This is a genomic window from Sodalis glossinidius str. 'morsitans' (assembly GCF_000010085.1).
In the GTDB taxonomy this organism is placed as follows: Bacteria; Pseudomonadota; Gammaproteobacteria; order Enterobacterales; family Enterobacteriaceae; genus Sodalis; species Sodalis glossinidius.
Genome location: NC_007712.1, coordinates 4048994 through 4069363 on the forward strand (window position 1 = coordinate 4048994; position 20370 = coordinate 4069363).

At 51.3% G+C, this 20370-nt stretch carries 24 protein-coding genes and 5 pseudogenes; 6 read left to right on the plus strand and 23 right to left on the minus strand.

Annotated features, from left to right (window positions below):
• Positions 1–37: 37 nt before the first annotated feature.
• On the minus strand, positions 38–391 hold the full coding sequence (locus tag SGP1_RS28600) for an HNH endonuclease (protein WP_011412165.1): 354 nt from the start codon (positions 389–391) through the stop codon (positions 38–40).
• 47 nt (positions 392–438) lie between these two features.
• On the opposite strand from SGP1_RS28600, the gene SGP1_RS21455 reads away from it, so the two are divergent.
• A complete protein-coding gene (locus SGP1_RS21455) occupies positions 439–651 on the plus strand; it encodes a hypothetical protein (protein ID WP_041867285.1) in 213 nt (70 codons plus the stop codon).
• 46 nt (positions 652–697) lie between these two features.
• Here SGP1_RS21455 and SGP1_RS36910 read toward each other — a convergent pair whose 3' ends face one another.
• The 4 genes and pseudogenes from SGP1_RS36910 to SGP1_RS21475 all read right to left on the minus strand — a co-directional run bounded on the left by SGP1_RS36910 (position 698) and on the right by SGP1_RS21475 (position 2120).
• Positions 698–1108 carry an Rz1 family lipoprotein gene (locus tag SGP1_RS36910; RefSeq protein WP_050747901.1) on the minus strand — a complete coding sequence of 137 codons (411 nt, stop codon included), beginning with the start codon at positions 1106–1108 and terminating at the stop codon, positions 698–700.
• A pseudogene (locus tag SGP1_RS21470) lies at positions 1105–1613 on the minus strand (lysozyme). The gene SGP1_RS36910 and the pseudogene SGP1_RS21470 overlap by 4 nt, the downstream one beginning before the upstream one ends.
• Before the next feature lie 16 nt (positions 1614–1629).
• Positions 1630–1875, minus strand: a complete 246-nt coding sequence (locus SGP1_RS35880; protein WP_341532871.1) for a phage holin family protein — start codon at positions 1873–1875, stop codon at positions 1630–1632.
• Positions 1830–2120, minus strand: a complete 291-nt coding sequence (locus tag SGP1_RS21475; protein WP_158302466.1) for a hypothetical protein — start codon at positions 2118–2120, stop codon at positions 1830–1832. The genes SGP1_RS35880 and SGP1_RS21475 overlap by 46 nt, the downstream gene beginning before the upstream one ends.
• 733 nt (positions 2121–2853) lie before the next feature.
• Here SGP1_RS21475 and SGP1_RS30390 point away from each other — a divergent pair.
• A complete protein-coding gene (locus SGP1_RS30390; protein ID WP_158302467.1) occupies positions 2854–3291 on the plus strand; it encodes a DUF2441 domain-containing protein in 438 nt (145 codons plus the stop codon).
• A gap of 493 nt (positions 3292–3784) precedes the next feature.
• Here the strand turns inward: SGP1_RS30390 and SGP1_RS21485 are convergent, their stop codons facing one another.
• The 16 genes and pseudogenes from SGP1_RS21485 to SGP1_RS21530 form a co-directional block, all read right to left on the minus strand.
• Positions 3785–4123 (minus strand): antiterminator Q family protein, encoded by a 339-nt coding sequence (locus SGP1_RS21485; protein WP_041866945.1) that lies wholly within the window; start codon positions 4121–4123, stop codon positions 3785–3787.
• A 240-nt stretch (positions 4124–4363) separates the two neighbouring features.
• Complete coding sequence (locus tag SGP1_RS34630) at positions 4364–4564, minus strand: hypothetical protein (RefSeq protein ID WP_243466126.1); 201 nt, start codon at positions 4562–4564, stop codon at positions 4364–4366.
• Positions 4565–4613: 49 nt separating this feature from the next.
• Positions 4614–5258, minus strand: a complete 645-nt coding sequence (locus SGP1_RS34635; RefSeq protein WP_243466127.1) for a hypothetical protein — start codon at positions 5256–5258, stop codon at positions 4614–4616.
• Positions 5259–5523: 265 nt separating this feature from the next.
• Positions 5524–6721, minus strand: a pseudogene (locus SGP1_RS34640) (DUF927 domain-containing protein); the annotation flags it as partial.
• A complete protein-coding gene (locus tag SGP1_RS36915; RefSeq protein ID WP_243466128.1) occupies positions 6661–6852 on the minus strand; it encodes a primase-helicase zinc-binding domain-containing protein in 192 nt (63 codons plus the stop codon). The pseudogene SGP1_RS34640 and the gene SGP1_RS36915, both read right to left, overlap by 61 nt.
• Positions 6853–6871: 19 nt before the next feature.
• Positions 6872–7243: a hypothetical protein gene (locus tag SGP1_RS21500; RefSeq protein ID WP_041867287.1), complete on the minus strand. Its 372-nt coding sequence runs from the start codon at positions 7241–7243 to the stop codon at positions 6872–6874.
• A gap of 3 nt (positions 7244–7246) precedes the next feature.
• On the minus strand, positions 7247–8017 hold the full coding sequence (locus SGP1_RS21505) for an ORF6N domain-containing protein (protein WP_011412169.1): 771 nt from the start codon (positions 8015–8017) through the stop codon (positions 7247–7249).
• Positions 8018–8027: 10 nt separating this feature from the next.
• On the minus strand, positions 8028–8222 hold the full coding sequence (locus tag SGP1_RS31030) for a hypothetical protein (RefSeq protein WP_158302468.1): 195 nt from the start codon (positions 8220–8222) through the stop codon (positions 8028–8030).
• A 170-nt stretch (positions 8223–8392) separates the two neighbouring features.
• Positions 8393–8629 carry a hypothetical protein gene (locus tag SGP1_RS30395; RefSeq protein ID WP_148203622.1) on the minus strand — a complete coding sequence of 79 codons (237 nt, stop codon included), beginning with the start codon at positions 8627–8629 and terminating at the stop codon, positions 8393–8395.
• A 15-nt stretch (positions 8630–8644) separates the two neighbouring features.
• A complete protein-coding gene (locus tag SGP1_RS21515) occupies positions 8645–8929 on the minus strand; it encodes a hypothetical protein (protein WP_041867289.1) in 285 nt (94 codons plus the stop codon).
• A gap of 235 nt (positions 8930–9164) precedes the next feature.
• Positions 9165–9767 carry an ORF6N domain-containing protein gene (locus SGP1_RS21520; protein WP_011412170.1) on the minus strand — a complete coding sequence of 201 codons (603 nt, stop codon included), beginning with the start codon at positions 9765–9767 and terminating at the stop codon, positions 9165–9167.
• Positions 9725–10147 carry a hypothetical protein gene (locus SGP1_RS30400; RefSeq protein WP_148203623.1) on the minus strand — a complete coding sequence of 141 codons (423 nt, stop codon included), beginning with the start codon at positions 10145–10147 and terminating at the stop codon, positions 9725–9727. The genes SGP1_RS21520 and SGP1_RS30400 overlap by 43 nt, the downstream gene beginning before the upstream one ends.
• A 791-nt stretch (positions 10148–10938) precedes the next feature.
• Positions 10939–11217, minus strand: a complete 279-nt coding sequence (locus tag SGP1_RS28615) for a helix-turn-helix transcriptional regulator (RefSeq protein WP_083765037.1) — start codon at positions 11215–11217, stop codon at positions 10939–10941.
• A 513-nt stretch (positions 11218–11730) separates the two neighbouring features.
• On the minus strand, positions 11731–12015 hold the full coding sequence (locus tag SGP1_RS21525; protein WP_041867290.1) for a hypothetical protein: 285 nt from the start codon (positions 12013–12015) through the stop codon (positions 11731–11733).
• 38 nt (positions 12016–12053) lie between these two features.
• On the minus strand, positions 12054–12227 hold the full coding sequence (locus SGP1_RS31035) for a hypothetical protein (protein WP_158302469.1): 174 nt from the start codon (positions 12225–12227) through the stop codon (positions 12054–12056).
• Between the two features lie 993 nt (positions 12228–13220).
• Positions 13221–14453: pseudogene (locus SGP1_RS21530) on the minus strand (tyrosine-type recombinase/integrase).
• A gap of 288 nt (positions 14454–14741) precedes the next feature.
• Between SGP1_RS21530 and hemC the strand changes: the two are divergent.
• The 4 genes and pseudogenes from hemC (at position 14742) to SGP1_RS21550 (ending at position 18707) form a co-directional block, all read left to right on the plus strand.
• Complete coding sequence (gene hemC, locus SGP1_RS21535; RefSeq protein WP_041867717.1) at positions 14742–15683, plus strand: hydroxymethylbilane synthase; 942 nt, start codon at positions 14742–14744, stop codon at positions 15681–15683.
• A complete protein-coding gene (hemD, locus tag SGP1_RS21540; protein WP_011412173.1) occupies positions 15680–16420 on the plus strand; it encodes a uroporphyrinogen-III synthase in 741 nt (246 codons plus the stop codon). Before hemC ends, hemD begins: the two co-directional genes overlap by 4 nt.
• A 23-nt stretch (positions 16421–16443) precedes the next feature.
• Positions 16444–17661, plus strand: a complete 1218-nt coding sequence (gene hemX, locus SGP1_RS21545; protein ID WP_083765040.1) for a uroporphyrinogen-III C-methyltransferase — start codon at positions 16444–16446, stop codon at positions 17659–17661.
• Positions 17662–17664: 3 nt separating this feature from the next.
• A pseudogene (locus SGP1_RS21550) lies at positions 17665–18707 on the plus strand (heme biosynthesis HemY N-terminal domain-containing protein).
• Here SGP1_RS21550 and SGP1_RS34650 read toward each other — a convergent pair.
• Positions 18665–18769, minus strand: a pseudogene (locus tag SGP1_RS34650) (ureidoglycolate lyase); the annotation flags it as partial. The pseudogenes SGP1_RS21550 and SGP1_RS34650 sit on opposite strands and share 43 nt — an antisense overlap.
• 480 nt (positions 18770–19249) lie before the next feature.
• Entirely contained in the window at positions 19250–20005 is a 756-nt protein-coding gene (locus SGP1_RS21555; protein WP_050747903.1) for a class I SAM-dependent methyltransferase, read from the minus strand.
• Positions 20006–20370 lie beyond the last annotated feature (365 nt).

Below are 20370 nucleotides of genomic sequence, written 5' to 3' on the forward strand. Positions count from 1 at the left end.
AGGGCGTCGCTACTAAGTGTTTGTTTATTTAGATATTTTACCCACCCCACCTTTCTCTTGCTGTTTTAATGAGGTGACATTGTTTACAAATTGATTCCAAATTTATCTTTTCATCCGTTCCTCCAAACGCTTTCGCCTTAATGTGGTCAACGGCTTTGGCTTCGGTAGCGATCCCTTGTCGTAAGCACGTTTGGCAAAGGTACTTATCGCGCTTCAATATTCTTGCTCGAAGAATTTCCCAAGCACGTCCGTAGCCCTGTTGCTGCCGAGATCTGCCGCGTTGGTGCTGTACCCAACCTTCATTCCGGTGCTTGTCGCAGTAACCGGAATTATCGGTCGTTGTTCCTGCGCATCCATGCTTGTGGCAAGGTCTGGGGATTCTGCTTGGCATAATAATCTCTTTATTGTTACAGTTAACACATAACAAAGGGATAGCCAATGACAAAAGAACAATTAGATGCCATCGCAACCATTGTCGATTTATCTGTAAAGGATGCTAATTCCTCTGGTTTTGATGCAGAGATGTTTCGTATAACAGCAGAATTATTAGACAAAATAAGTGGCATGGAATTATTTAAAGAGGTAGTCAATCAAGTTGCTGATGCTATGGATACATCCAGTTCACGTGATATTAATGATGATAAAAATTAATTTTATTTATTAAAACAAAGTTGCCTTATGTAATCTTGGAGGTATTTTATTTTTGCTTGGTCGCTGATGATTCCAGATCTGATAGCGAGAACGTTTCGTCCAGCAATTTAAGAGAGTTCGATGGTTCCTGTATGGCCCAGGCTGCCGGGGCGGGTAGTGCCGACTGGACAGTTACCTTTGCGTGCAACCGACGACGACCAGCAGCCACATCGTGCTCAAGCTGCGCAATATGTTTTTTATCATTCTCAAGCTCCCGCGTGTGTTGCAAATCCAGCGCGGCGACGGTCTGCATCTGTCTATTGACCTGCGCCAGCGCCGCGTGTTGGGCTTCGGCCTGCGCCTGAATGTGTTGCTGGGCTTGCTCTGCGCCCAGATACAGGGCGCGATAGTGAAGCGCCGCGCCGGTCATCGACGTCAGCAAGGCGGCAATGACGAGGGAAATTTTCCAGTGCATCATGGCCGCCCTTTCAGGCACAGCTGACGCTCGGCTTCCCGGCGCGTCGTCAGTCCGGGGTACTTACCGCCGTTGTTGACTCTGGCAGGCGCTCACACATCTCACGCCATTTTCCCTGCTGCGCCAGTTTATGAAGGGTCGTCTCATGGCGCTGGCCGTCCTCCCCTTTGTAAGTACGCAAGCCGTAGCAACCCGTGGTGAATGCGGCGGAAGTCATCGCGCTAAAGGTGTTGTCCGACATCTCACGCCCGCGGAAATAGGTGTTGATACAGTGCTCTGCATCCAGAATATTACGCTGCCAGTCTGCGGCTATCTGCTGGTCGGTCTTGTGAGTGCCGGGCTTGACGCCATGGGTATTGCCAATGCCGTCGGTTAATCGACCGGCGGGGCAACGATACGGCTCCTGGAGACAACCTTCCGCATTGCCGATAAGCTTAAGTCCATCGGTATTGGTGCGCACCTGTCCGTGTGAAACGACCAACGCAATAATGGCGGTCACGGCGCACATCGGGGCGGCAGCCTGTTTAATGCTCATCGCTTTTCGTCCTAAAACGGTATTCCTTGTGCCGGTAAATCCAGTTCAGCAGGAAGGTCGCCAGCGTACAGGCGATACCGGTAATCAATGCCCATTCACTGAGCGAGAACGCACTCAGCAGACACGTGACAAGGGCCCAGCTGTAGGCAGAGCCGGTGTGTATTTTTCCATTCAGTGGTAGCCATACAATCAGGCATTCGCTGTCAACAAGTCGGTGCCAATGCCAACAGAGGATAACGCCTTGATGTCCTTGGAAGTCATCTCACTATGCTGCTGGATATAGGCGCCAGGGTCAACCAGTACATCGTAGCGCCCCAGCCGTTCGTGCAAGGCGATGATGACGTCCTCAACGAGGGTGGGGTACTTGTAAGCGGTAGAGACTTTCACCGGATCTTCCTCCGTCTGCCCTACCTGCTCGGCAGCGAAGTCCAGTACACCCCGAAGGTGTTGGCCGTATCCCCCTTCCAGATGCGCTAGCATCCGGGTACAGGCATTAAACGACTGGCTTTCAAGCTCTGCCGTCAGCACTGTGCGGTTAAAGTTGCGCCGGGCAACCTGGTCACACAGGCGCTCAGGATTATCGTGATTGACTTCAGCCCAACCGATATCCGTCTCTTTAACCAGATGGTCGAGATAGCGCAGTATGCCCGCCGTTTAGGGTTTCTTCGTCATCAGGCGTGTGCGAGCCATATCCGGCTTTGATGGACTGTTTTTAGTTCGCCCCCGGCATGACGCCAGGGTCGCCAACGCTTCAGGGATGGTCTGGCAGACACGCACTACCTTACGAAGCAATGAGGCCAATGTGCGTAACTAACGACCAGCACGAGGGCTTGCTGTCAAAGCCTACCGCCCGGTTGCGGACACTGGCAATACTTCCCGCTAGCGGATTCAACGTCGTGCGACTGGGTAAAGGGCGGATGGTGGGGGTGATGGACGAATTTGCGCAGATAGCGGATAGCATGTTCGCTCCTTCTGTAAATTCCAGCCAAGAAAAAGGCCACGCGGGAGCGTAGCCTTGGAACAAGTGCCAGATAGCGTCTGGCGGCGCATTTCCACATCTGATATCGTTAATTCGCAAAAGTTTACTATTCAGATATGGAGAATTATGTGAGTATTTTTTTACTCAGAGGATAGAGGGCTGTGCCTTAATACAGGAGACATATTAGATTTAGTCACACCATCATGTCCCATAAAACCCTTGGTAGCTCATGCATTGTCAATATTTAACAGTGGAGCATCTTATCATGCAAACAACTATTTCTTCAATTATCAAATTAATCTAGTCCAATCAGAAGAAAGGTTTGGTGCTACCATTGAAATGCTTCTTGAAGAACGCAGAAGAAATAGTTTCCCCGAAAAACCATCTCGTTTTCAATCTTTATTCGTGTGTAAATCAGTTAGAGACGCTGCTTGGTTTCGTGGTTTTTCAAAATCCCCCATCGATACCCCAATATTTGAGATTCACGCTTTAACCGGCTGGCACAGAGGCGATATGAGGCTTCTTAACATGAATTGCACACCTGTAGAATTATCTTATCGACTTGACTTGTATTGGAAAGGAATGACTGATCAAACATCTGAGGGAACTCCTCCATTCTGGGAAATACTAATCCCATTACCTGCAAAGGTTGGAAAAAAAGTTCAGGAATGACGAACGATTGCCTTTACACCATCACTATTTTTATTACCGAATTGAAACTGCCGATATCTTAACTCTGTTATGGCTCTTTCCATTGCATTTAGCGTAGTAATGACAGAGCAAGACTTGAACTCAAGCGAAAATATCTTAGGTGTGTCGCTATCTAGCCCTGCAAAAAGCGTACACCTGTGCTGTCCTATGTGATTCATTTCATTCCTCTGCCATTTTAAATGCATTGACCCATCGTGTCCGAATCAAAATAAAAAGCCCCGGTATTAGCCGAGGCCCTATCGCACATCTGTGCAAAACTGATACGGACTGGACAACAATCAGATGTGCGACCCAATAATTTTATTCAGAAATCAGTAGCTGTCAATAGCAAAAAGCCCCAACCACCAGAGGGAGTTGAGGCTTCATGTCCTGCGCGCTTTTGCCGCGAATGGGGGTATTATGTGGGGTCCCGGGGACCCAGTCAAGCATTTAACTGATCGTTTGATCAGTATTTTCATGCAACAACCGAAATAGCGTCCACTTGACCAGCAATGTATGCTTCAGCGCGAGTTAGAATAGCAGCAACATACTTGTGGTCCCGATCAATTTCCCGGCCTATCGCCCTGCACGACACTTTGCCCTTGTAATACGCCACCACGATATCGTAGCCCAGCGGGTCGAAGACCTTCAGCCGCCCTACCGCCCGGTCAACTATCTCCCCGTCCTCATCGGACAGCATGGGCCGGATATCGCTGCTTGCCGTGACGATGGGCCATGCAGCCTTGTACTCGGTGCCAATGCGTGAGCCGCTCCAATGTCCCCATGCCGTCAACAGGTATCGAATATCTTTCATGCTGCCTCCCATAATAAATTTTTGACGGTACCAAAAAGAAGACCGTTGAACTCAAATCAATTCAACGCTTGCGACAAGCTATTCAGTATTTTCTAATGGATTAATTATCTCATAATAAGGCACGGCCAGTAAGGCCTATTCGACCTGATGCTGACCAATAAGATTGAGATAAACGTTATCGCTATTCCCGTCCTCAAAGTGTGGAAAGTCTATATACTATTTCAATACGTCTATTGCCTCCTAACGCGTTCGCGGATGAATAATTGCCAACTTCTTCTCAAGCCAGGATTCACGCACATAAATTGGTCCCTCGCCATCACCCAATGCATTGGGAGCAATCTCTTTCCCCGCAGCACTGCGCATACGATAACGCCAGTCCCAATACTGAAATTCGCGTACTACATCAGATAAAGTATGCGGTTCAGGCAAGATATCCTTCATGACCTTGAAAGCTTCCTTTTTGCGCAATTCATCGACTTCGTTTACCCGTTTACCCGTTTACCCGTTTACCTTGAATGCTTCCACGCTTCTTCTCTGCCTTTGTCCAACCTAAGCAATTATCGTAAAGATAGCCCAGCGTATCTTCCAAGCGCTTTTCCGGTTCGGTGAATTCATAGTAAGCAGCCTCGCAGCTACCGAATACAGAGCGGACTTCTTCTGCCTGAATAAATTGCGCTTTTGCTTGGTCAATAAAATGTTGAGGATTATCCAGCGTCATAGTGCTAAATACCAACTGAAAACCATTCACGCCGTGGCTAATCAGATATTCAGTATATTTTTCTTGCGCTTCTTTCGGCGTAATGGTGAGCCTGGTTAGCGCTTCTTCGGCTGCGGGCAAGTGGGCAGGCTCATTTAGTTTAATCACCTCCAGTATCCATAGATATGCATCCGTTTGTTTATGACCGGTAATGATCCGCTGGGGGGGTAAGGGTTTTGGCTCCGATACCGCTGTGCTGTATTGCCTTTCCGGGATAGTGAAAAGTCGTTTGTGCTCGGGATTATCCTGAAATAAACCCGAACGGCGGCATAGACTTTTGACGGTATTGATATTGACGCCGGTCAAGCGGGAAACCGTCTTGTAGCCCTTACCTTCTTGCTTTAATTGTAAAATGTCACACTTGCTGTCTTTGTTCATTTGCACACCCTGTGTTCATAGAATGCCTGTCTGGTAAACGATGCATTGGCATGGGGGCCAGCCAAGGAAAGAGCTTTTCTGCTAAATCATCTCCCCAATGCCCCAGCATCCTCAATGTGTTGATAGCTGTGCTTCCGGGGCGGTTGTTTCAAAACCCCTTGAGTTGTTTCAGGATGGAAAATAAATCCATTTAATAACAGTTAGTTAAATGAAAAACCACTCATTAAAACAACTGAAACAACCTATTTTTTCCTCACGTGAGAGATTACTCTTCTGCTGCTGTAAGCTGTACTACCAGATAGGCTCTTTGCTGAATACCCTCCAGGTGCTCAAGGCGTGGCGTGAGAGTCTGATAGCCCTTTCCCTTGGCTGGCTTCTTCAGGCGTCCTGACTCGTTGAGCGTCCTGGCAAACTGTGTCGAATCAAAACCCTTCGCCATCTCTTCTTTGAAGGGCTTGGGCAGCACGTAGAACATCACCGGGTCACCATAGTGCTTACAGACGCGGTATCCGGCAAGATTGGGTATACTTCTCGTTATAATCCAGTGGCGCAAAGCGGCTAATGCCGTATGCACTCAGAAACGCCTCGGCTTGCTCAATGATCTGCTCGTACTCCTTGTTGCCAGTGCCAAACAGATTCACCCATGCATTGTAGCTGTGCTGAATGGCATCTCGACACCCCTGCTCATCCCAGCCCGTCATGATCCGTCCCAGCAATAACGCTGCTTCCAGTGCCGCTACCCGGTGTACCTGCTCACCATAGTTGGCGGGTATCAGACTGCGCCAGCTAGCTTCAGCCGTCCTTACTGCCGCTACCGCGTCTTGTTGGTGGTCGGCGAGGTATTTCACCCATGCACGGCCCGCAGCACCGTAGTGTTGCTGATAGGCCGCCTTCAGGGCATCGGCATGTTGCTTACCGTTAGCGTGCTCATGGAAACATACTGCCTTGCACAGCGGGATATTCAGCAGGCGTACCAGCTGTCCTGCCTTGACCTTACGCCCGGAGGTAGCGATAAAAATCTCCATATCCATCTCACCGGTGCTGATGGCAATGGTGCGCCAGCGCTTCAAGTCGCGGTTACCGCCTTCTTTCGCCCCCTGTAGCTTCCCTACGCCGTTAAACAGCGCGTAGGTGGACTGCGAGACGCTGTGCGGGTCTGCCCCCTGCCCCACTTCATCCAGTGGCATCAGCGCGTCATTGTGGGCGGAGGCTTCATTGGCCAATCCCAGCGCGGTCCCGTACCAGGTCAGACGTAGGGCATCAGGATTGCCATACAAGCTACTGGCAACATTGGCGGTGGTTGTCTTCCCTGAGCTCGATTGCTCAAAGAAGTGAATGCCGAAGCCGTCATTCTCCGCCAGACCAATCAATGGCGCGGCCAATACTGCTGCAACCGCCGTCATCATTGACGGATTCCCCTCGACCAGACGGGCCACGTTATCCCGCCAGCTTTCGGGCGTACCGTGGCAGCCGCGGGTGCAGTGTATTGCTTGACCTTCATCACCAAATCCAGCCCCTTCCCTGCGCCACAGTGAGAGCAATAGTGAGTGCCGCGGCCCTCTAAATCGTCGAAGCGGTAGCGAGTCTTACCCACGCAGCGCGGACTTCATCGACTAACGCTTTGTGTCGAATATCGTGTACTTGTCCGGTTGGATAAGGTTACGGTAAAGCGCCCAACCATCAGCCGCTTTCTTGCGTTCGTTGACGGAGAACTGTAAGGCAAAAGTTGCCAGTGCCTTACCATCCTTTCGTTGCTCAAAAATGGCATGTGCGGCGCTATTGGTTAGGATATTCAGGCAGTAATCATCAATTTTATGTGGGTGGACAAAGCCAAAATAATCCTTACTATTCAGTTTATTATCTGGACATATCCCCTCGTGATACTCATGCGATACCTTATCGCTGCCCGTCAACCCGGTATCGCTATCAGCCTCATGTACGGAGACGCCGGAAATGACCTGACGACGCAAGGTGGCGTTATACATGGGCTACCTCACCAAACAGTTCAGGCAGATTGATACCGTGAACGGTATGGGCCATGCGTTGACGGAGCCGTAGCGGGCATCTGGGATGCGGATAACCGCGACATCATGGTCGGCACACCATTTACGCAGTGGACGCCACGGGTATTCCTTGCCGGTTTTATTCATCACTGCCAGCACCGTTGCGTGACGGGTGCATTCACCCAGACGGGCCGCCAACTTGTTGCGCTCACGTACCACTACTGAAGCCGTTGCCATCGCGGTTGCTTCACGGCGGCTGCCAATTTCGGCCTTGGTGCGGATTGCCTGGTCACGCTCGAAGGAAATCAGTTGCACAGTCTTGCGCTCTTGGCCCCATGCGATAGCCGCTTCTGCCGGGTCAAGGAAGTTCGGTAGGCCGAGTTCGACGGGGGATTTTTGTTCGCGTAAGCGGAAGTAGTTATCTTCCAGCGCCTCATACCATTCCCACGCCTGGTCGGTCTCCAGCATCTTGGCGTGACGGGAGGCCCCGCGCTCAGTCCAGAGGGTGAGATAACGTACTTTGCTCGAAATTTGTGCGTGACTATAAGTCACGCACAAAACATTCAGTTCTTCACCCTCTATCTGAAAGTAGTGCTTCCCTTCGATAAAGCGGTTTTTGTTGCGTTTGAAATTTTGGCGTATGCTATCTACTTCAGCGCCATACCCCTGAGCTAACAGCTCGGTCGTAATCACACTCTGGCCCTGATATTCGATAACAGGCAGTTGGGTATTCTGAATAGTGATAATCTGGGTCATGATTCTTTCCTTAATGAATTTGTTTAGATTTAGGTGCGTCGATAAAGTCAACCAGCCAGGGCGACGAGCTACGCTTGCGGTTAATTTCATCCCGCTTATAGAACTTCATGACGGAGATATATTTATCCTCGGGCATTTCATCTATCAGGACGTCTTCAATTTGCACCTTGAGCAGCTTTTCAATCACCGGTTTGTTGATTTCCACCACCGTATTCTCATGGCAAAAAATCAGTTGTCCGTCCGGGCCACGGCCAAAGCGTTTAATACACTCGCCGATATAGTAGAGCGCAGCACAAGCCCTTAGCTAGATGCAGTGAATTTCGGCAAACTCTAATTGCTGTTCGCGTGTCAATTGGCGATATTTTTCTCCGGGCTTCATGTCGAGCAACCATTGGGCACCTCGACACCGCTTTTCCTGATAAATTCCACCAGTTCTTTTTCACTCATTTCATCTAGATTCATTCGTATGACTCCTGATTCATTAATACCCTTTACGCCCGGAGCAACGCTTGATGGCGTTAATACAGATGTTCTGTTTTTCATGTTAGGGGGACAGCGGCACAGCCCGACGGTAAAGCCCTCTGCACTCCAGTCGCTCAGCAGTCTCGGCAAGGCGTGTCCAATCCTTCATGAGACCTTCTCCTCGCAAAGATAGGCTTGCAAAGCGTCTGCAATAGCTTTCTTTTGTTTTTGCTCGGCATGTAATCGCTGGCCTTCCAGTTTCAACAGCCAATAACGTTCGTCCAGCGAATGACGTTTACTGTTTAGTAACGCTCGCCCTAGAGCATATGCCTTGTTTTTAGGGTTTTTGGCATATTGCGCTGCCCGCGTCCATGCGTATTCAGCCACTTTATGGCATTGCCTTTCCATCTCTACGGCGTGGTTAGCCTCTTCGTAATATAAGTTACTCATGTCGCATCCTGTATTTAGCTAAGGGGGTGCCCTGCGGTTATTCCGCATCATTTAAAATCACCTATTCATTTATTAGTACTAACTATTGCTGCTAAGAGCACCCTCTTTTATTTATCTCGATATCATCACCTTTAAAAAGTGATAATTCCGCCACCCGGTTAGAATAACCCTCCTGTCTTTATAGGCCCTAGATGTTAGTAACGATAGAACCACTCCTATCCATCGGTACAAACAGTTAGGTGTTATTTTTCACTTTGACAAAATCGCCTAAGTCGCAAATGGAAATCTGGTGCAAATCAATGAATGTCCTGATAGCCGGACGTATCTGCTTTAATTCCTTGCGGCGTAATGTCATGGCGGCACTTCCGGGCTTACCGTGACCGAAGGAGAATTCTTTCTCGGCCTTGGCAACAATATGCTGGGCTTTCTCCGCTGGCATTTGGCTTAATTCTTCAAGACTGGGTATCTCGACGTGACGGAGTTCGCCCAGGGTGTTGCGGCGGAAGTAGCTTTCGACCATCTGGTTTTGTACATCCCAGGATAGATCATCGTTAAATGACTTGATCAGTATCAAATAGCCGAACTCTGTGATGAGGATCCCTTTCGAGGAACGAGCGGGGAATACCCCCTCCAACGACCTCATACGTTTAACGTATGAGGTTACATTAAAGAAATCTCGACCTTCAACAAACCGACGACGGTTACGGTTAAAGGCTGCACATGCCGTTCCCTTCGGACGACCATGCACCTTATCAATCATGGCGAAGGTGACCACGCGCTTACCTTGGTACTCGACTACAGGCATGGCGGTGTTCTGGATAGCGACGAAGTTAGACATGAGCCACCCCCTGAACTGTAACGATGTTCGTTATGGCTGGGGTTGAAGGTGGAGATGTTGACCATACCTTGGGGAATAGAGATTTCCTCTATGCCTTCATGCGGCATCTTGCGGACTAATAGTCCGGGAGATTGGTTGAATTGTGAGCGTGACTCTGTCCCTTCGACGGGCAGCTTTGGCGACTCGGTACGTTTAACGTTCTCAGTGAAGTCCTGCACACGTTGATGCCCTGCCCAGATTAGGCGGCTATCTTTGAACATGGCGATGAAGGTACGGCGATCTTGACGGGTAAACGACACTTTGCCGTAGGGCGCAGATGAGTATTCGGGAATAATCCAGTAGGTATCAATAAATTCAGGGCGAGTTTGGGTGGTAGCCATAGCTGTGGCCTCTCTGACAAATTCCTTAGAACCTCGCTCCCCGCTACTAAACGGGGTGGAGAGACGTATCGAGGTTAGTAGACCGGTGTCAGAGAACCCGGCGAGCGCAGAGGCTCCCTCGTTACGCCTCACCATTATAGGGGCACAACGCAGGAAACAGACGTAAAAAAACCGCACTTTTGAGCGGCTTATTCTGTCCGCTCTGACACTCGGGCTACTAAACCCGGCACCCGTTTTACCAGGGGTGCTGGTGATGACTATAGGATAGATCACCGGTAGCTTGCAAGGGTAAGGTGAGTACGTGGCTCTTTTCCGCTGCTTGCTGTCTGGACAAATTCCGAATCCGTCTTGATATTCATTAAGTGGCCTGCACGCACCTCCACAATATGAGCGGAAGCTAACCCATTGATTGCATTGCTAGAGGTCACAGTGACCCCCGGCATGAGGCTGTGGTGCTAGTGATATTTTGCGCTCGCCAGTTTCGGCGAACTCAAATGGGAGCCAGAATCACATTTACCGGAAGTCTTTGATGCTCCCGAGGTCATCGATACAGTGACCTCGGCGCTATCCGTTGATTCTTTCGAGGCCGTCACTTTGACTGAGCTAAATATTAAGCTCAGTGGGCCAGCAAGGGGAAACCTCCTTTCTGGCTGGCATCCCCCAAGTCTATTGACTTCTCCGTTTCAAACGGAAGCGTGCCACGCGGGAATATATCGCCCACTGGATTTAAGGCGCAGGGAAACCCGTCACGGCCATTAGCCATGTTTGGCATTTTCATATTTAAATCTCGGTTATTTAGCTACGTGATTATGTGGGCTGTTAACTTTTTCCACGTCCGGCATGTTGTGCATCCAGTGCAACAAATCACTGAGTAACCACGCGCAGGAATTGCCCCCGATAAACTTACGGGCAGGGAAGCGACCTTCCTTTTCCATTTTGTGTGATGTGGAACGACAGATAGACGTGATGCGCTTGCGCTCTGGTTCACGAACGAGGCGGTCTTGAAGTTCGCCGTACTCCGTAAGCACGCGTTGGCACTGCTCTGGTGTTGGGTGGGTGTATGTACTCATAAAGAATCCCCTTCATCAGAGGGGGAAATCAAAAGCACAATTAATTTGAATGTTTTTTTCGATATCATCGTTTCTTTCTTGCGAGTCATGTCAATTAACCTCTAGCAAAGTCCAAACTTAGGATGCAGAGACATAATCACCAAGAAATTTAAAAAATAAATCATTGTTAGCTTAATTTAGGGTTCTAATAGACCAGATATTATCAAACAGTTTTTTAGAGTTTCTGCATTAATAGTTATATTTTTCCCGAGGATTTAGCCATGGCATTTACAGCTTTATATGGTGTTTTTGCAAGTTCAGATCCCAAATCTGGATGGCAATAAAAAAGCAGCCCTAAAAAAGAAATCATATTACTTGAGATTCTTTCATTTACCTTTTTATCTTTCCCAGGGATTTTTTTATCATTTCTTCGGTTAGCCCTTTGAAATGGCCTTTATTTAATCTGAAGTTCGTGGTTATCCCTCCATTTTTTATTAACTCGATTTCTTCACTGGTTATAATTAGATCATCTAATTATAACTCAACAAAGTCATCAATAATATTTACGGCATATGGAGTATAAACCTCAAGTTCTTCGATAAGAAATTCAGGAAGGCGACTTATGAGAAAACCTTCAATTTTTACTTTTCTTATATCACTTGTTGATTCAAAAAACCACCTCTTGTTTATTGAGAATATTCCCTTTGCAGTTATTACTTTTCTATCTTGTATTATTACTTTTCCATCCTGTTCATAATATAATGCATCTTCTAATATTTGTGCATGATTCGTTTTATATTTTAATCTCCTTCTTTTCAAACCACACGACTCGTGTGGAATCACTCTTCCTTTATCTTTTATAGTTGTTGCTGAGACAACCACTTTGTTTTTTTAATAAACTCAGAGAAATCTAATCTAACACCAACATCTAATAAACCAACAGAAGCATAGTAGAGAATATCATCTGTTTCACATTTTAAAAATTTAGCAGCTTTTGTTAAAGAGTAATATTTCAATTCTGGCAAGCTCATATGTATACCTATACTTTATGTTAAAAACTCTTTAGCCATTGAAAAATGGCTAAACGTATGGCTATGTTCTGGACTATTCACTCTGACGAAGGTATGCCAGCAGATCAAGACGTGGGTGCGCTATTTGCTCAATAATTAGCCAGCCAGAGAGGAGGCTTTTCTGGTGCGCCCAGCATGGGCGCACTACTGCGGGTGCAAGTCCCGCCGTAAGTTGATCACGACGAACGAAGCGAAGCGCAACTGCGTGAGGGTGACTGATCGTGGGAAGGAAGCGTGGAGCATAAATCGCGAGCCGATGAACAAGAACCGCATAGAAGGCGTTGCCAAGTAGGGCGAGCGGGCCAGAAACCGCGAAGCTCTGGTGATCAAGGCGAGGTGGCGTAGATGCGGCGGTTGTGCGATGAAGGAGTACGTTCTTTCGCCTCGTGCCTGAAAGGGCAACAGTTAAAGCTGGAGTGAGAAATCAGCAGATGTCGTAGTAGCCGCAGTAGCGGGGCCGATGAGTCCGTAAGTCAAACGGCGAAGGACCGAAGGATTGGAAGGGCAAGCTCTCTGATTATCGGAAGCGAAGCGCTTCAGATGTTCGCGAAAGCGAAGCTCGCCAGAGGGTTCCAGAGGGTGAAGCCCAACAGGCCGTGGCAGCGAGGAATCGAATCCGCCGAATCAGATCAAGGCGAACTCGGGCGTCAGGTCGGCAGTGACACAAACCCGGCGACCTCAACCATTCCAACCGCCCGGTGCGGACCCGCATGCCGGGTGGTGTGGGAGGGGATCGGCCCTGGCCGCCCCTATCCCGATCTAAAGCATCCTCCCCCATGCCACATAGCCGCCATTACTGATAGATACCGCTCCTGTTTAGTGGTTTTAAAACCGGCCTCAGTGGTTTAGTTATCAAATAATAAAAGCAAATAAAATCATTATATTAATGATAACCAACACCCTTCCAAACCACCTAAACTACTGATATTTTTCTCACGTGGGAAATTATTCTTCCTAGCTGATCCTCCTGCCCTTTCTGTGCGGCTGTAGGACTACATCGCCATGCTGTGCTGCCAATTCATCTAGCCTATCCACCCAGCGATTCAGCGCATCAAGCTTCTCTGGCAAGTACTGACTCCGGTTGTAGATACCCATCACCCCCGGCATAGCGTGGCCTAGAAGCTGCTCTACGACATGTGGAGCTACGCCCATGTCATTGAGCTTGGTTGCCAGCGTCCGTCGCAGGTCGTGAGGTGTCCAGTGTTTATCATGCTGCAACTTCTTTCATATTCTAATACCCCATGAACTGACACTGACGTCATGCTTTATCTCACCAAATAAATATCCTGTTTTGTAATTGCAAGCTTTTAATTTTTCCATATATGGTCGCATTTTTTCTGGTACCGGCCTTACTATTGGTGTGTCGCTTTTACTATGCGCCCTAGGTACTGTCCATAGCCAGTTATTAAAATCCCATTCATCCCAGCGTGACAATCTAGCCTCAGCACCTCTACAGCCAAACGATATTAATATTTTCAACCACGCAGAATAATAAGGCTGAAAGGTATTTGTGTTGTTTATAGCATTCCATATCTGTCCAACTTCGACATCAGTTAAGACTCTGTCGCGCTTTGATTCCTTCTGGCCGACATCAGATACAACTAAATCATCAAGAGCATTGCTGACGGCATATCGACGCACGCGGCAAAATTTAAGTGCCTGCTTACACAATTGAAGTAGCTTCCCTGCGCTAACAGGAACCGTTTTTTTCATTCTGTCGAAACATTGCAACCAATAGCGTGTTTCACAGTCCGATAAAGCCATCTCTCCGATGTAAGGATAGATATGCTTTTTTAATTGTAATACACGGTCACCAATATCAGTTCTATTATCCATCGCGTAATGCTTTATCCAATACTCGATTGCTTCTCTAACGGTAACTGGCTTCAGTGATTCCTGCTTAATCAGTTTCAATTGCCGCCGAGGGTCTTTACCTTCTGATAACCATGTGCGGCACTCGTCACGCTTCTCCCTTGCTCTCTTGAGACTCATATCCGGATAACGTCCCAGTGTCACACGCTGTATCGTACCACTGTTACGATAAGTGAACGTCCAGCTAATGCCGCCTACCGTCGATACCCTAACGCTAAGCCCCGCACCATCGGCAAAGAATTCGTACTTATCCCTGGGTACACCCAATAGATTTCTTAGCTTCTTATCCGAGAGTTTGTTAAGTTCTCCGCCCATGCACTGCTCCAAAGTGTTACTCGAATTGTTATGCACAATTTACTGCAAAATGGCACAAGCATCAAAAAGCATAGAAACAACAAGAAAGAATATTTTAATATATAGTCATGATTATCAATGGATTTATGAAAAGCATTTACAAGCATGGAGATAATAAATTACTTTCCCCAACGGCAACTTGTTATTCCTTTTTTCCCCTTTACCGCCTCGTTTCACCGCCGCCGAAAACTGACAGTGCTTCACTATCGGTGTTAGGATGGTGAGTGAATGATAAAATCGGTAATGACTATGCAAGACAACCTTCTACGAATCACCACCCGGCAAAGTCCCTTAGCGCTTTGGCAGGCGGGGTACGTGCGCGATGAATTACTGCGCCATCACCCGCATCTGCAGGTCGAGCTGGTGCCACTGGTGACCCGCGGCGACATCACCCTTGACACGCCGCTGGCAAAAGTCGGCGGAAAAGGATTATTTATCAAGGAATTGGAACTGGCACTTCTGGAGCATCGCGCCGATATCGCCGTCCATTCGATGAAGGATGTCACGGTGTCATTCCCCGCCGGCCTGGGGCTTTGCGTGCTATGCGAGCGCGACGACCCACGTGATGCCTTCGTCAGTCCGCGTTACGCCAATCTTGACGTTCTGCCGCCGGGCGCGATTGTGGGCACCTCAAGCCTGCGCCGGCAATGCCAGTTGCGCGAGCGGCGTCCCGATGTGATCGTGCACGATTTGCGCGGCAATGTCGGCACCCGGCTGGCGAAACTCGATCGGGGCAACTTTGATGCGGTCATTCTGGCGGTGGCCGGCCTGAAACGGTTGGGTCTGGAGGATCGCATTCGCCACGCTATCGATCCGGCAGACTCGCTGCCGGCGGTGGGCCAAGGGGCGGTCGGCATTGAATGCCGGCTGGACGATGCCCGCACGCTGGCGCTGCTGGCGCCGCTGCATCACCGGGAAACCTCCTTGCGCGTCGGCGCCGAACGCGCCATGAACGCCCGCCTGCAGGGCGGATGTCAAGTACCTATCGGTAGTTATGCCGTGCTTGACGGCGAGGAGATATGGCTGCGCGCGCTGGTGGGATCGCCTGACGGCACCACCGTCATCCGCAGCGAAGGACGCGCGCCGCTGGCGCAGGCGGAACAGCTTGGCCTGCGTCTGGCGGATGATTTGCTGAATCGCGGCGCCCGCGCCATCCTGGCCGACGTTTATCAGGATAATCCCCCGCAATGAGCATCCTCGTCACCCGCCCATCGCCCGCGGGCGAACAGCTGGTGAACAGGCTGCGCGCACGCGGCAAATCCGCCTGGCATCTGCCGCTTATCGAATTTACTCCGGGCAACGATCTGCCGCAACTCGCCCAGCGCCTCGCCGATCTGAGTGCGGGGGATTTGCTGTTTATCGTCTCCCAACATGCAATTAATTACGCCCATCCCTGGCTGACGCAACAAGGCGTCACCTGGCCTGCCGGGCTACAGTATTTTGCCGTAGGCCGCACTACCGGCCTACGGCTGCACGGTCTATGCGGGCTGCCGGTCAGCTATCCCGATGAGGGGGAAACCAGCGAGGATTTGCTGCGCCTGCCGGCGCTTGCGCGCATCGAGGGCAAGCGCGCCCTGATCTTACGCGGTAACGGCGGGCGGGAAGTGCTGGAGCAAACGTTGCGCCAGCGCGGCGTGCACACCACCTATTGCGAATGCTACCGCCGCAGCCCGATCCACTACAACGGCGAAGAACAGGGCCGGCGGGTGCAAACGCTGAGCATCGACACGCTGGTAATTACCAGCGGCGAAATGTTACAACAATTCTATACTTTAATGCCTGAATACTATCGCCACGCCTGGCTGATGCACTGCCGGCTGATAGTCATCAGCGAACGTTTAGCCATACTTGCCCGCCAATTGGGCTGGACGGATATCGTCGTAGCGAACGCGGCCGACAACGATGCTTTGATGCGCGTATTGCTCTAAATTTAAACATGGGACAGGCCAACATGACGGAACACACTACTCCAACGATCCCGCAGGATGACGCGACCAGGAAGACTGATAGCCCGCATGCTTCGACCCCACTATCCGGCGATGCCGGGCCTCGGCCCACCGCCTCAACACGCGCCGCGGGGGAGAAAACCCCTCCGGTCGATAATGGCAAACTGGGCAAGACGGCCGGCGGACGCCGGCCGCTCGCGCTGATAGTGGCGGTGCTGGCGCTGATCATTGCGCTATTATTGGCGCTGGGCGTCTATATCGCCGCGCGCCAGCAGGCACATCAACAGGAGGCCGCCCGTGCGCAGTTGCAAGAGGTGCTTGATGCGCTCAGTCAGGCCCAGCAGAGGCAACGCCAGCAATACCAGGACGCGCTGGCCGCCCAAGGGCGGGCGCTCGACGTGGCACGGGCGCAGCAAGACGCGCAGGGGCGCGAGCTGGAAGATTTGCAAAATAAATTGACGGCGATTACCAGGACCAACGCCAATACCTGGCTGCTGTCGCAGGCGGATTTTCTGGTAAAAATGGCCGGGCGTAAATTGTGGAGCGACCGGGATGTCGTTACCGCCGGCGCTCTGCTGAAAAGCGCTGACGCCAGTCTGGCGCAAATGAACGATCCCAGCCTGACCGAAGCACGACGTGCGATCACCGAAGATATCGGCACGTTGGCCGGCGTCAGCCAGATTGACTTCGACGGCATTATTCTCAAGCTCAATCAGTTAACCAATCAGGTAGATAACCTGCGTCTGGCGGATAACGACAGCGATGAAGCGCCCATGGATAGCGACAGCGGTGAATTGTCGGGATCAATTCAGGAGTGGAGACAGAATCTTAGCAAAAGCTGGCACAACTTTATGAACGAATTTATTACCGTGCACCGCCGCGACACCGGCGCCGAGCCGCTGCTGGCGCCGAATCAAGATGTCTACCTGCGGGAAAATATCCGTGCCCGGCTACTGGTTGCAGCCCAGGCGGTGCCGCGCCATCAAAATGAAATCTACCAGCAGTCGCTAGATTCGGTCTCCACCTGGGGGCGCGCTTATTTCGACACTGACGACGCCAATACCCGCGCCTTCCTGAGCCAGCTCGACGCGTTGAGTCAGGAGGATATCACCATGAACCTGCCGGACAGCCTGCAAAGCCAGCCGCTGCTGGATAAACTGATGCAGACCCGGGTGCGCAACCTGCTGGCCCAGCCGGCGGTCCCCGCCGCACAGGGAGAATAAGCGATGCTCAAGGTCTTATTGCTGTTCATCCTGCTGTTCGCGGGCGTTGTACTCGGTCCGCTTGTCGCCGGTCATCAGGGTTATGTGCTGATTCAGACCGACAATTACAATATTGAAACCAGCGTTACCGGTTTGGTGATTATTCTCATTCTGGCGTTTATCGTCCTCTTTATCATCGAATGGGCCATCCGCCGACTGTTTCGGACCGGCGCACGTACCCGCCGCTGGTTCCACGGTCGCAAAAATCATCGCGCCCACAAGCATACCCGGGCGGCACTGATGAAGCTGGCCGAAGGGGATTATCGCAGTTGGAAAAACTGTTGGTGCGCAATGCCGATCACGTCGACCGGTTTCTGGAGACCGCGCTGCGCCATCCGGAGATGCTGCGTCTGGCGGAACAGGCATTTATCCGTACCCGTGCCTGGCAATCGCTGCTGGATATTCTGCCGGCAATGCGTAAGGGGCAGGTGTATGACGAAGAGATGTTGAACTGCCTGCAGTACCAGGCTTTCAACGGGCTAATGGACCAGATTATGGAAGATCAGGGCAGCGAGGGGTTAAACCGCTGGTGGCGCGAGCAGAGCCGGAAGGTGCGCAACGACGTCCCTCTGCAAGTGGAGCTGGCCGAACATCTTATCGAATGTAACGATCACAACACCGCACAGAGCCTTATCGTCAAAGCGCTTAAGCATCACGCCGACGATAGATTGCTCCTGCTGCTGCCGCGGCTGAAAAGCTGCGATCCGGAGCAGGTTGAAAAAGCACTGCGGCAACAAATCCGCCAACAGGGGGATACGCCGCTGTTAAACAGTACGCTGGGGCAACTGTTAATGAAACGCGGCGAATGGCAGGCCGCCGCCGATGCCTTCCGCGCCGCGCTTAAGCAGTGCCCTGATGCCCATGACTACGCTTGGCTAGCGGACGTGCTTGACCGGCTGCATACAGCGCAGATGCAGCGCGAGGGGTTGACGCTGGCCATGCCGCAAAGCAAATCATCAGGCCCGCCGGCAATATCGTCTATCACCCCGGCGAGGGATCGGAGTTGACCAGTCCCGTTCAGCAGACCCGGACGCTCTTCGCCCGGCGGACCGTAACGTAATAGCTTCATACATCGCCTCCTAACCTGCGAGTAAAATAACAGCGCTACAGGCCCCGTCAGACGTGAGCCTATCCTTTAGTGCAGCTTGACGAAAATTGCCCGGCGATGAAAAATGACCGGGCAGTGCATTTTTGCTTTCTACCAACTTGTATTTATAGCAAAACGCCTAACGGCGTAGGGAATTTGCTTACTGGCTGGGGGCCGGAACAGGACGTTCCAGGTGCCACCGGCTTTTTTTATCTATCGCCCATTCCAAGCCCCAAGCGGGGTATCCTTCTCAGGCGACCAGCGGTGTATTTGCTCTAGTATAAGCTTACTCTGCCAGCCAGAGCACAGCAGACGGCACGTTGCTTTCCGCACAAGCGTGAGTGTCTAGCGGCAGGCGGCATGTTCGTTCCCGAACGGGCGTGAGTATCCCTCACCGCGCAGCAGGCGGTATAATGTTTGCGGCACGGTCGTACGAGCCCTGACGCCGGCGCGCACCAGTCGCTATTGTGCCGACGCAGGGTCGGTGGCCGTCGTGCCAGCAACATCCGATTTTCGCGCCCACCAAAACGTCCAGCGGTCGTTTTCCACAATCCGCTGTCCCGCCGGCAAGCGCGCAAGGATATAAGCAATCAACTGCCCCAGCGCCTCATCGCTTAATTCATGCAGAATCGAGCGCCCGGTACGGCCGCGCAAATCGGCTGCCAACGCGGTGCTACGGCGTACTCGCACCGCCTCAATCGCACCGCGGGCGGGGCGACGTTCCCTTTCAAAGGCGGCCAGCTGCGGGAACAGATCAAAGAACCAGCCGCGCATATGATCGGGCGATCCCGGCAAAAAAATATCTTCCGGCGTTCGATCCTGAATCAGCAGAAGTCCCCCCTGCGAGAGGATGCTCCATGCTTCATGCAAAAAAGGGGGAGGCGAAGCGAAATGATGAATTAGGGCGCGGGCGAAAACGATATCCTGACTGGCATCTGCCAGCCCGGTAGCGGCCGCGTCGCCCTGCACAAACGGGACATTGGTCAATCCCTGCACGGTTTCCCGCGCATCCTGTAACATCTGCGCGGAAAAATCGACGCCGGTGACCTGCTGGGCGCCCAATCCAGCCCAGACAGCGCTGTAAATGCCGCCGCCGATATCAGCAATCGCTTTACAGGCGGGATCCACCCGCTGTTGAATAAAATCGCCCCAGCCGGCATGGGCTACGCACTTAGCATAGGTATATTGATTAGAGCCAGCGTGAAAATCGATTGCCATCTGTACACCTCGCATGCGGATGAACCACGCGCCGCGAAAGGCGGTGGCATGGGTGACCCTATCCGGGCTGCGTAGAAAACCTGAACAGGCGTCGCCTTATCGCGTCGGCGCCTTACTGATACGGCCTAGAAACCGTGCGACGTAGCCGGCGATGCCTGTCCCGCGTCGCTTTATGGGCATTGCGCCGCACGGCGGGGGACAGCGCGTGCCGGCGTGATAGGTCAAATATCGTCCATGACGCTGGCATGCATGAAGCTATTAAACACCTCACGATAGCGATCCTGCTTCTGCGGATCATGTTCGGTTTCCAGAGACGCACCAGCAACAGCGCCAGAATCAATTTAGGGCTGACGGGACGGTCGGTC

What these genes read in the sequence shown, in the direction of transcription:
- SGP1_RS30400 (WP_148203623.1), bottom strand. Translation starts at nt 10,147, where the DNA reads ATGGCTACCACCCAAACTCGCCCTGAATTTATTGATACCTACTGGATT.
- SGP1_RS28600 (WP_011412165.1), bottom strand. Translation starts at nt 391, where the DNA reads ATGCCAAGCAGAATCCCCAGACCTTGCCACAAGCATGGATGCGCAGGA.
- SGP1_RS21520 (WP_011412170.1), bottom strand. Translation starts at nt 9,767, where the DNA reads ATGTCTAACTTCGTCGCTATCCAGAACACCGCCATGCCTGTAGTCGAG.
- SGP1_RS21515 (WP_041867289.1), bottom strand. Translation starts at nt 8,929, where the DNA reads ATGAGTAACTTATATTACGAAGAGGCTAACCACGCCGTAGAGATGGAA.
- SGP1_RS34630 (WP_243466126.1), bottom strand. Translation starts at nt 4,564, where the DNA reads ATGAAGGATATCTTGCCTGAACCGCATACTTTATCTGATGTAGTACGC.
- hemD (WP_011412173.1), top strand. Translation starts at nt 15,680, where the DNA reads ATGAGCATCCTCGTCACCCGCCCATCGCCCGCGGGCGAACAGCTGGTG.
- SGP1_RS21555 (WP_050747903.1), bottom strand. Translation starts at nt 20,005, where the DNA reads ATGGCAATCGATTTTCACGCTGGCTCTAATCAATATACCTATGCTAAG.
- hemC (WP_041867717.1), top strand. Translation starts at nt 14,742, where the DNA reads ATGCAAGACAACCTTCTACGAATCACCACCCGGCAAAGTCCCTTAGCG.
- SGP1_RS21505 (WP_011412169.1), bottom strand. Translation starts at nt 8,017, where the DNA reads ATGACCCAGATTATCACTATTCAGAATACCCAACTGCCTGTTATCGAA.
- SGP1_RS21475 (WP_158302466.1), bottom strand. Translation starts at nt 2,120, where the DNA reads ATGCTAGCGCATCTGGAAGGGGGATACGGCCAACACCTTCGGGGTGTA.
- SGP1_RS21500 (WP_041867287.1), bottom strand. Translation starts at nt 7,243, where the DNA reads ATGTATAACGCCACCTTGCGTCGTCAGGTCATTTCCGGCGTCTCCGTA.
- SGP1_RS21485 (WP_041866945.1), bottom strand. Translation starts at nt 4,123, where the DNA reads ATGAAAGATATTCGATACCTGTTGACGGCATGGGGACATTGGAGCGGC.
- SGP1_RS31035 (WP_158302469.1), bottom strand. Translation starts at nt 12,227, where the DNA reads ATGAGCTTGCCAGAATTGAAATATTACTCTTTAACAAAAGCTGCTAAA.
- SGP1_RS36910 (WP_050747901.1), bottom strand. Translation starts at nt 1,108, where the DNA reads ATGATGCACTGGAAAATTTCCCTCGTCATTGCCGCCTTGCTGACGTCG.
- hemX (WP_083765040.1), top strand. Translation starts at nt 16,444, where the DNA reads ATGACGGAACACACTACTCCAACGATCCCGCAGGATGACGCGACCAGG.
- SGP1_RS28615 (WP_083765037.1), bottom strand. Translation starts at nt 11,217, where the DNA reads ATGAGTACATACACCCACCCAACACCAGAGCAGTGCCAACGCGTGCTT.
- SGP1_RS21455 (WP_041867285.1), top strand. Translation starts at nt 439, where the DNA reads ATGACAAAAGAACAATTAGATGCCATCGCAACCATTGTCGATTTATCT.
- SGP1_RS34635 (WP_243466127.1), bottom strand. Translation starts at nt 5,258, where the DNA reads ATGAACAAAGACAGCAAGTGTGACATTTTACAATTAAAGCAAGAAGGT.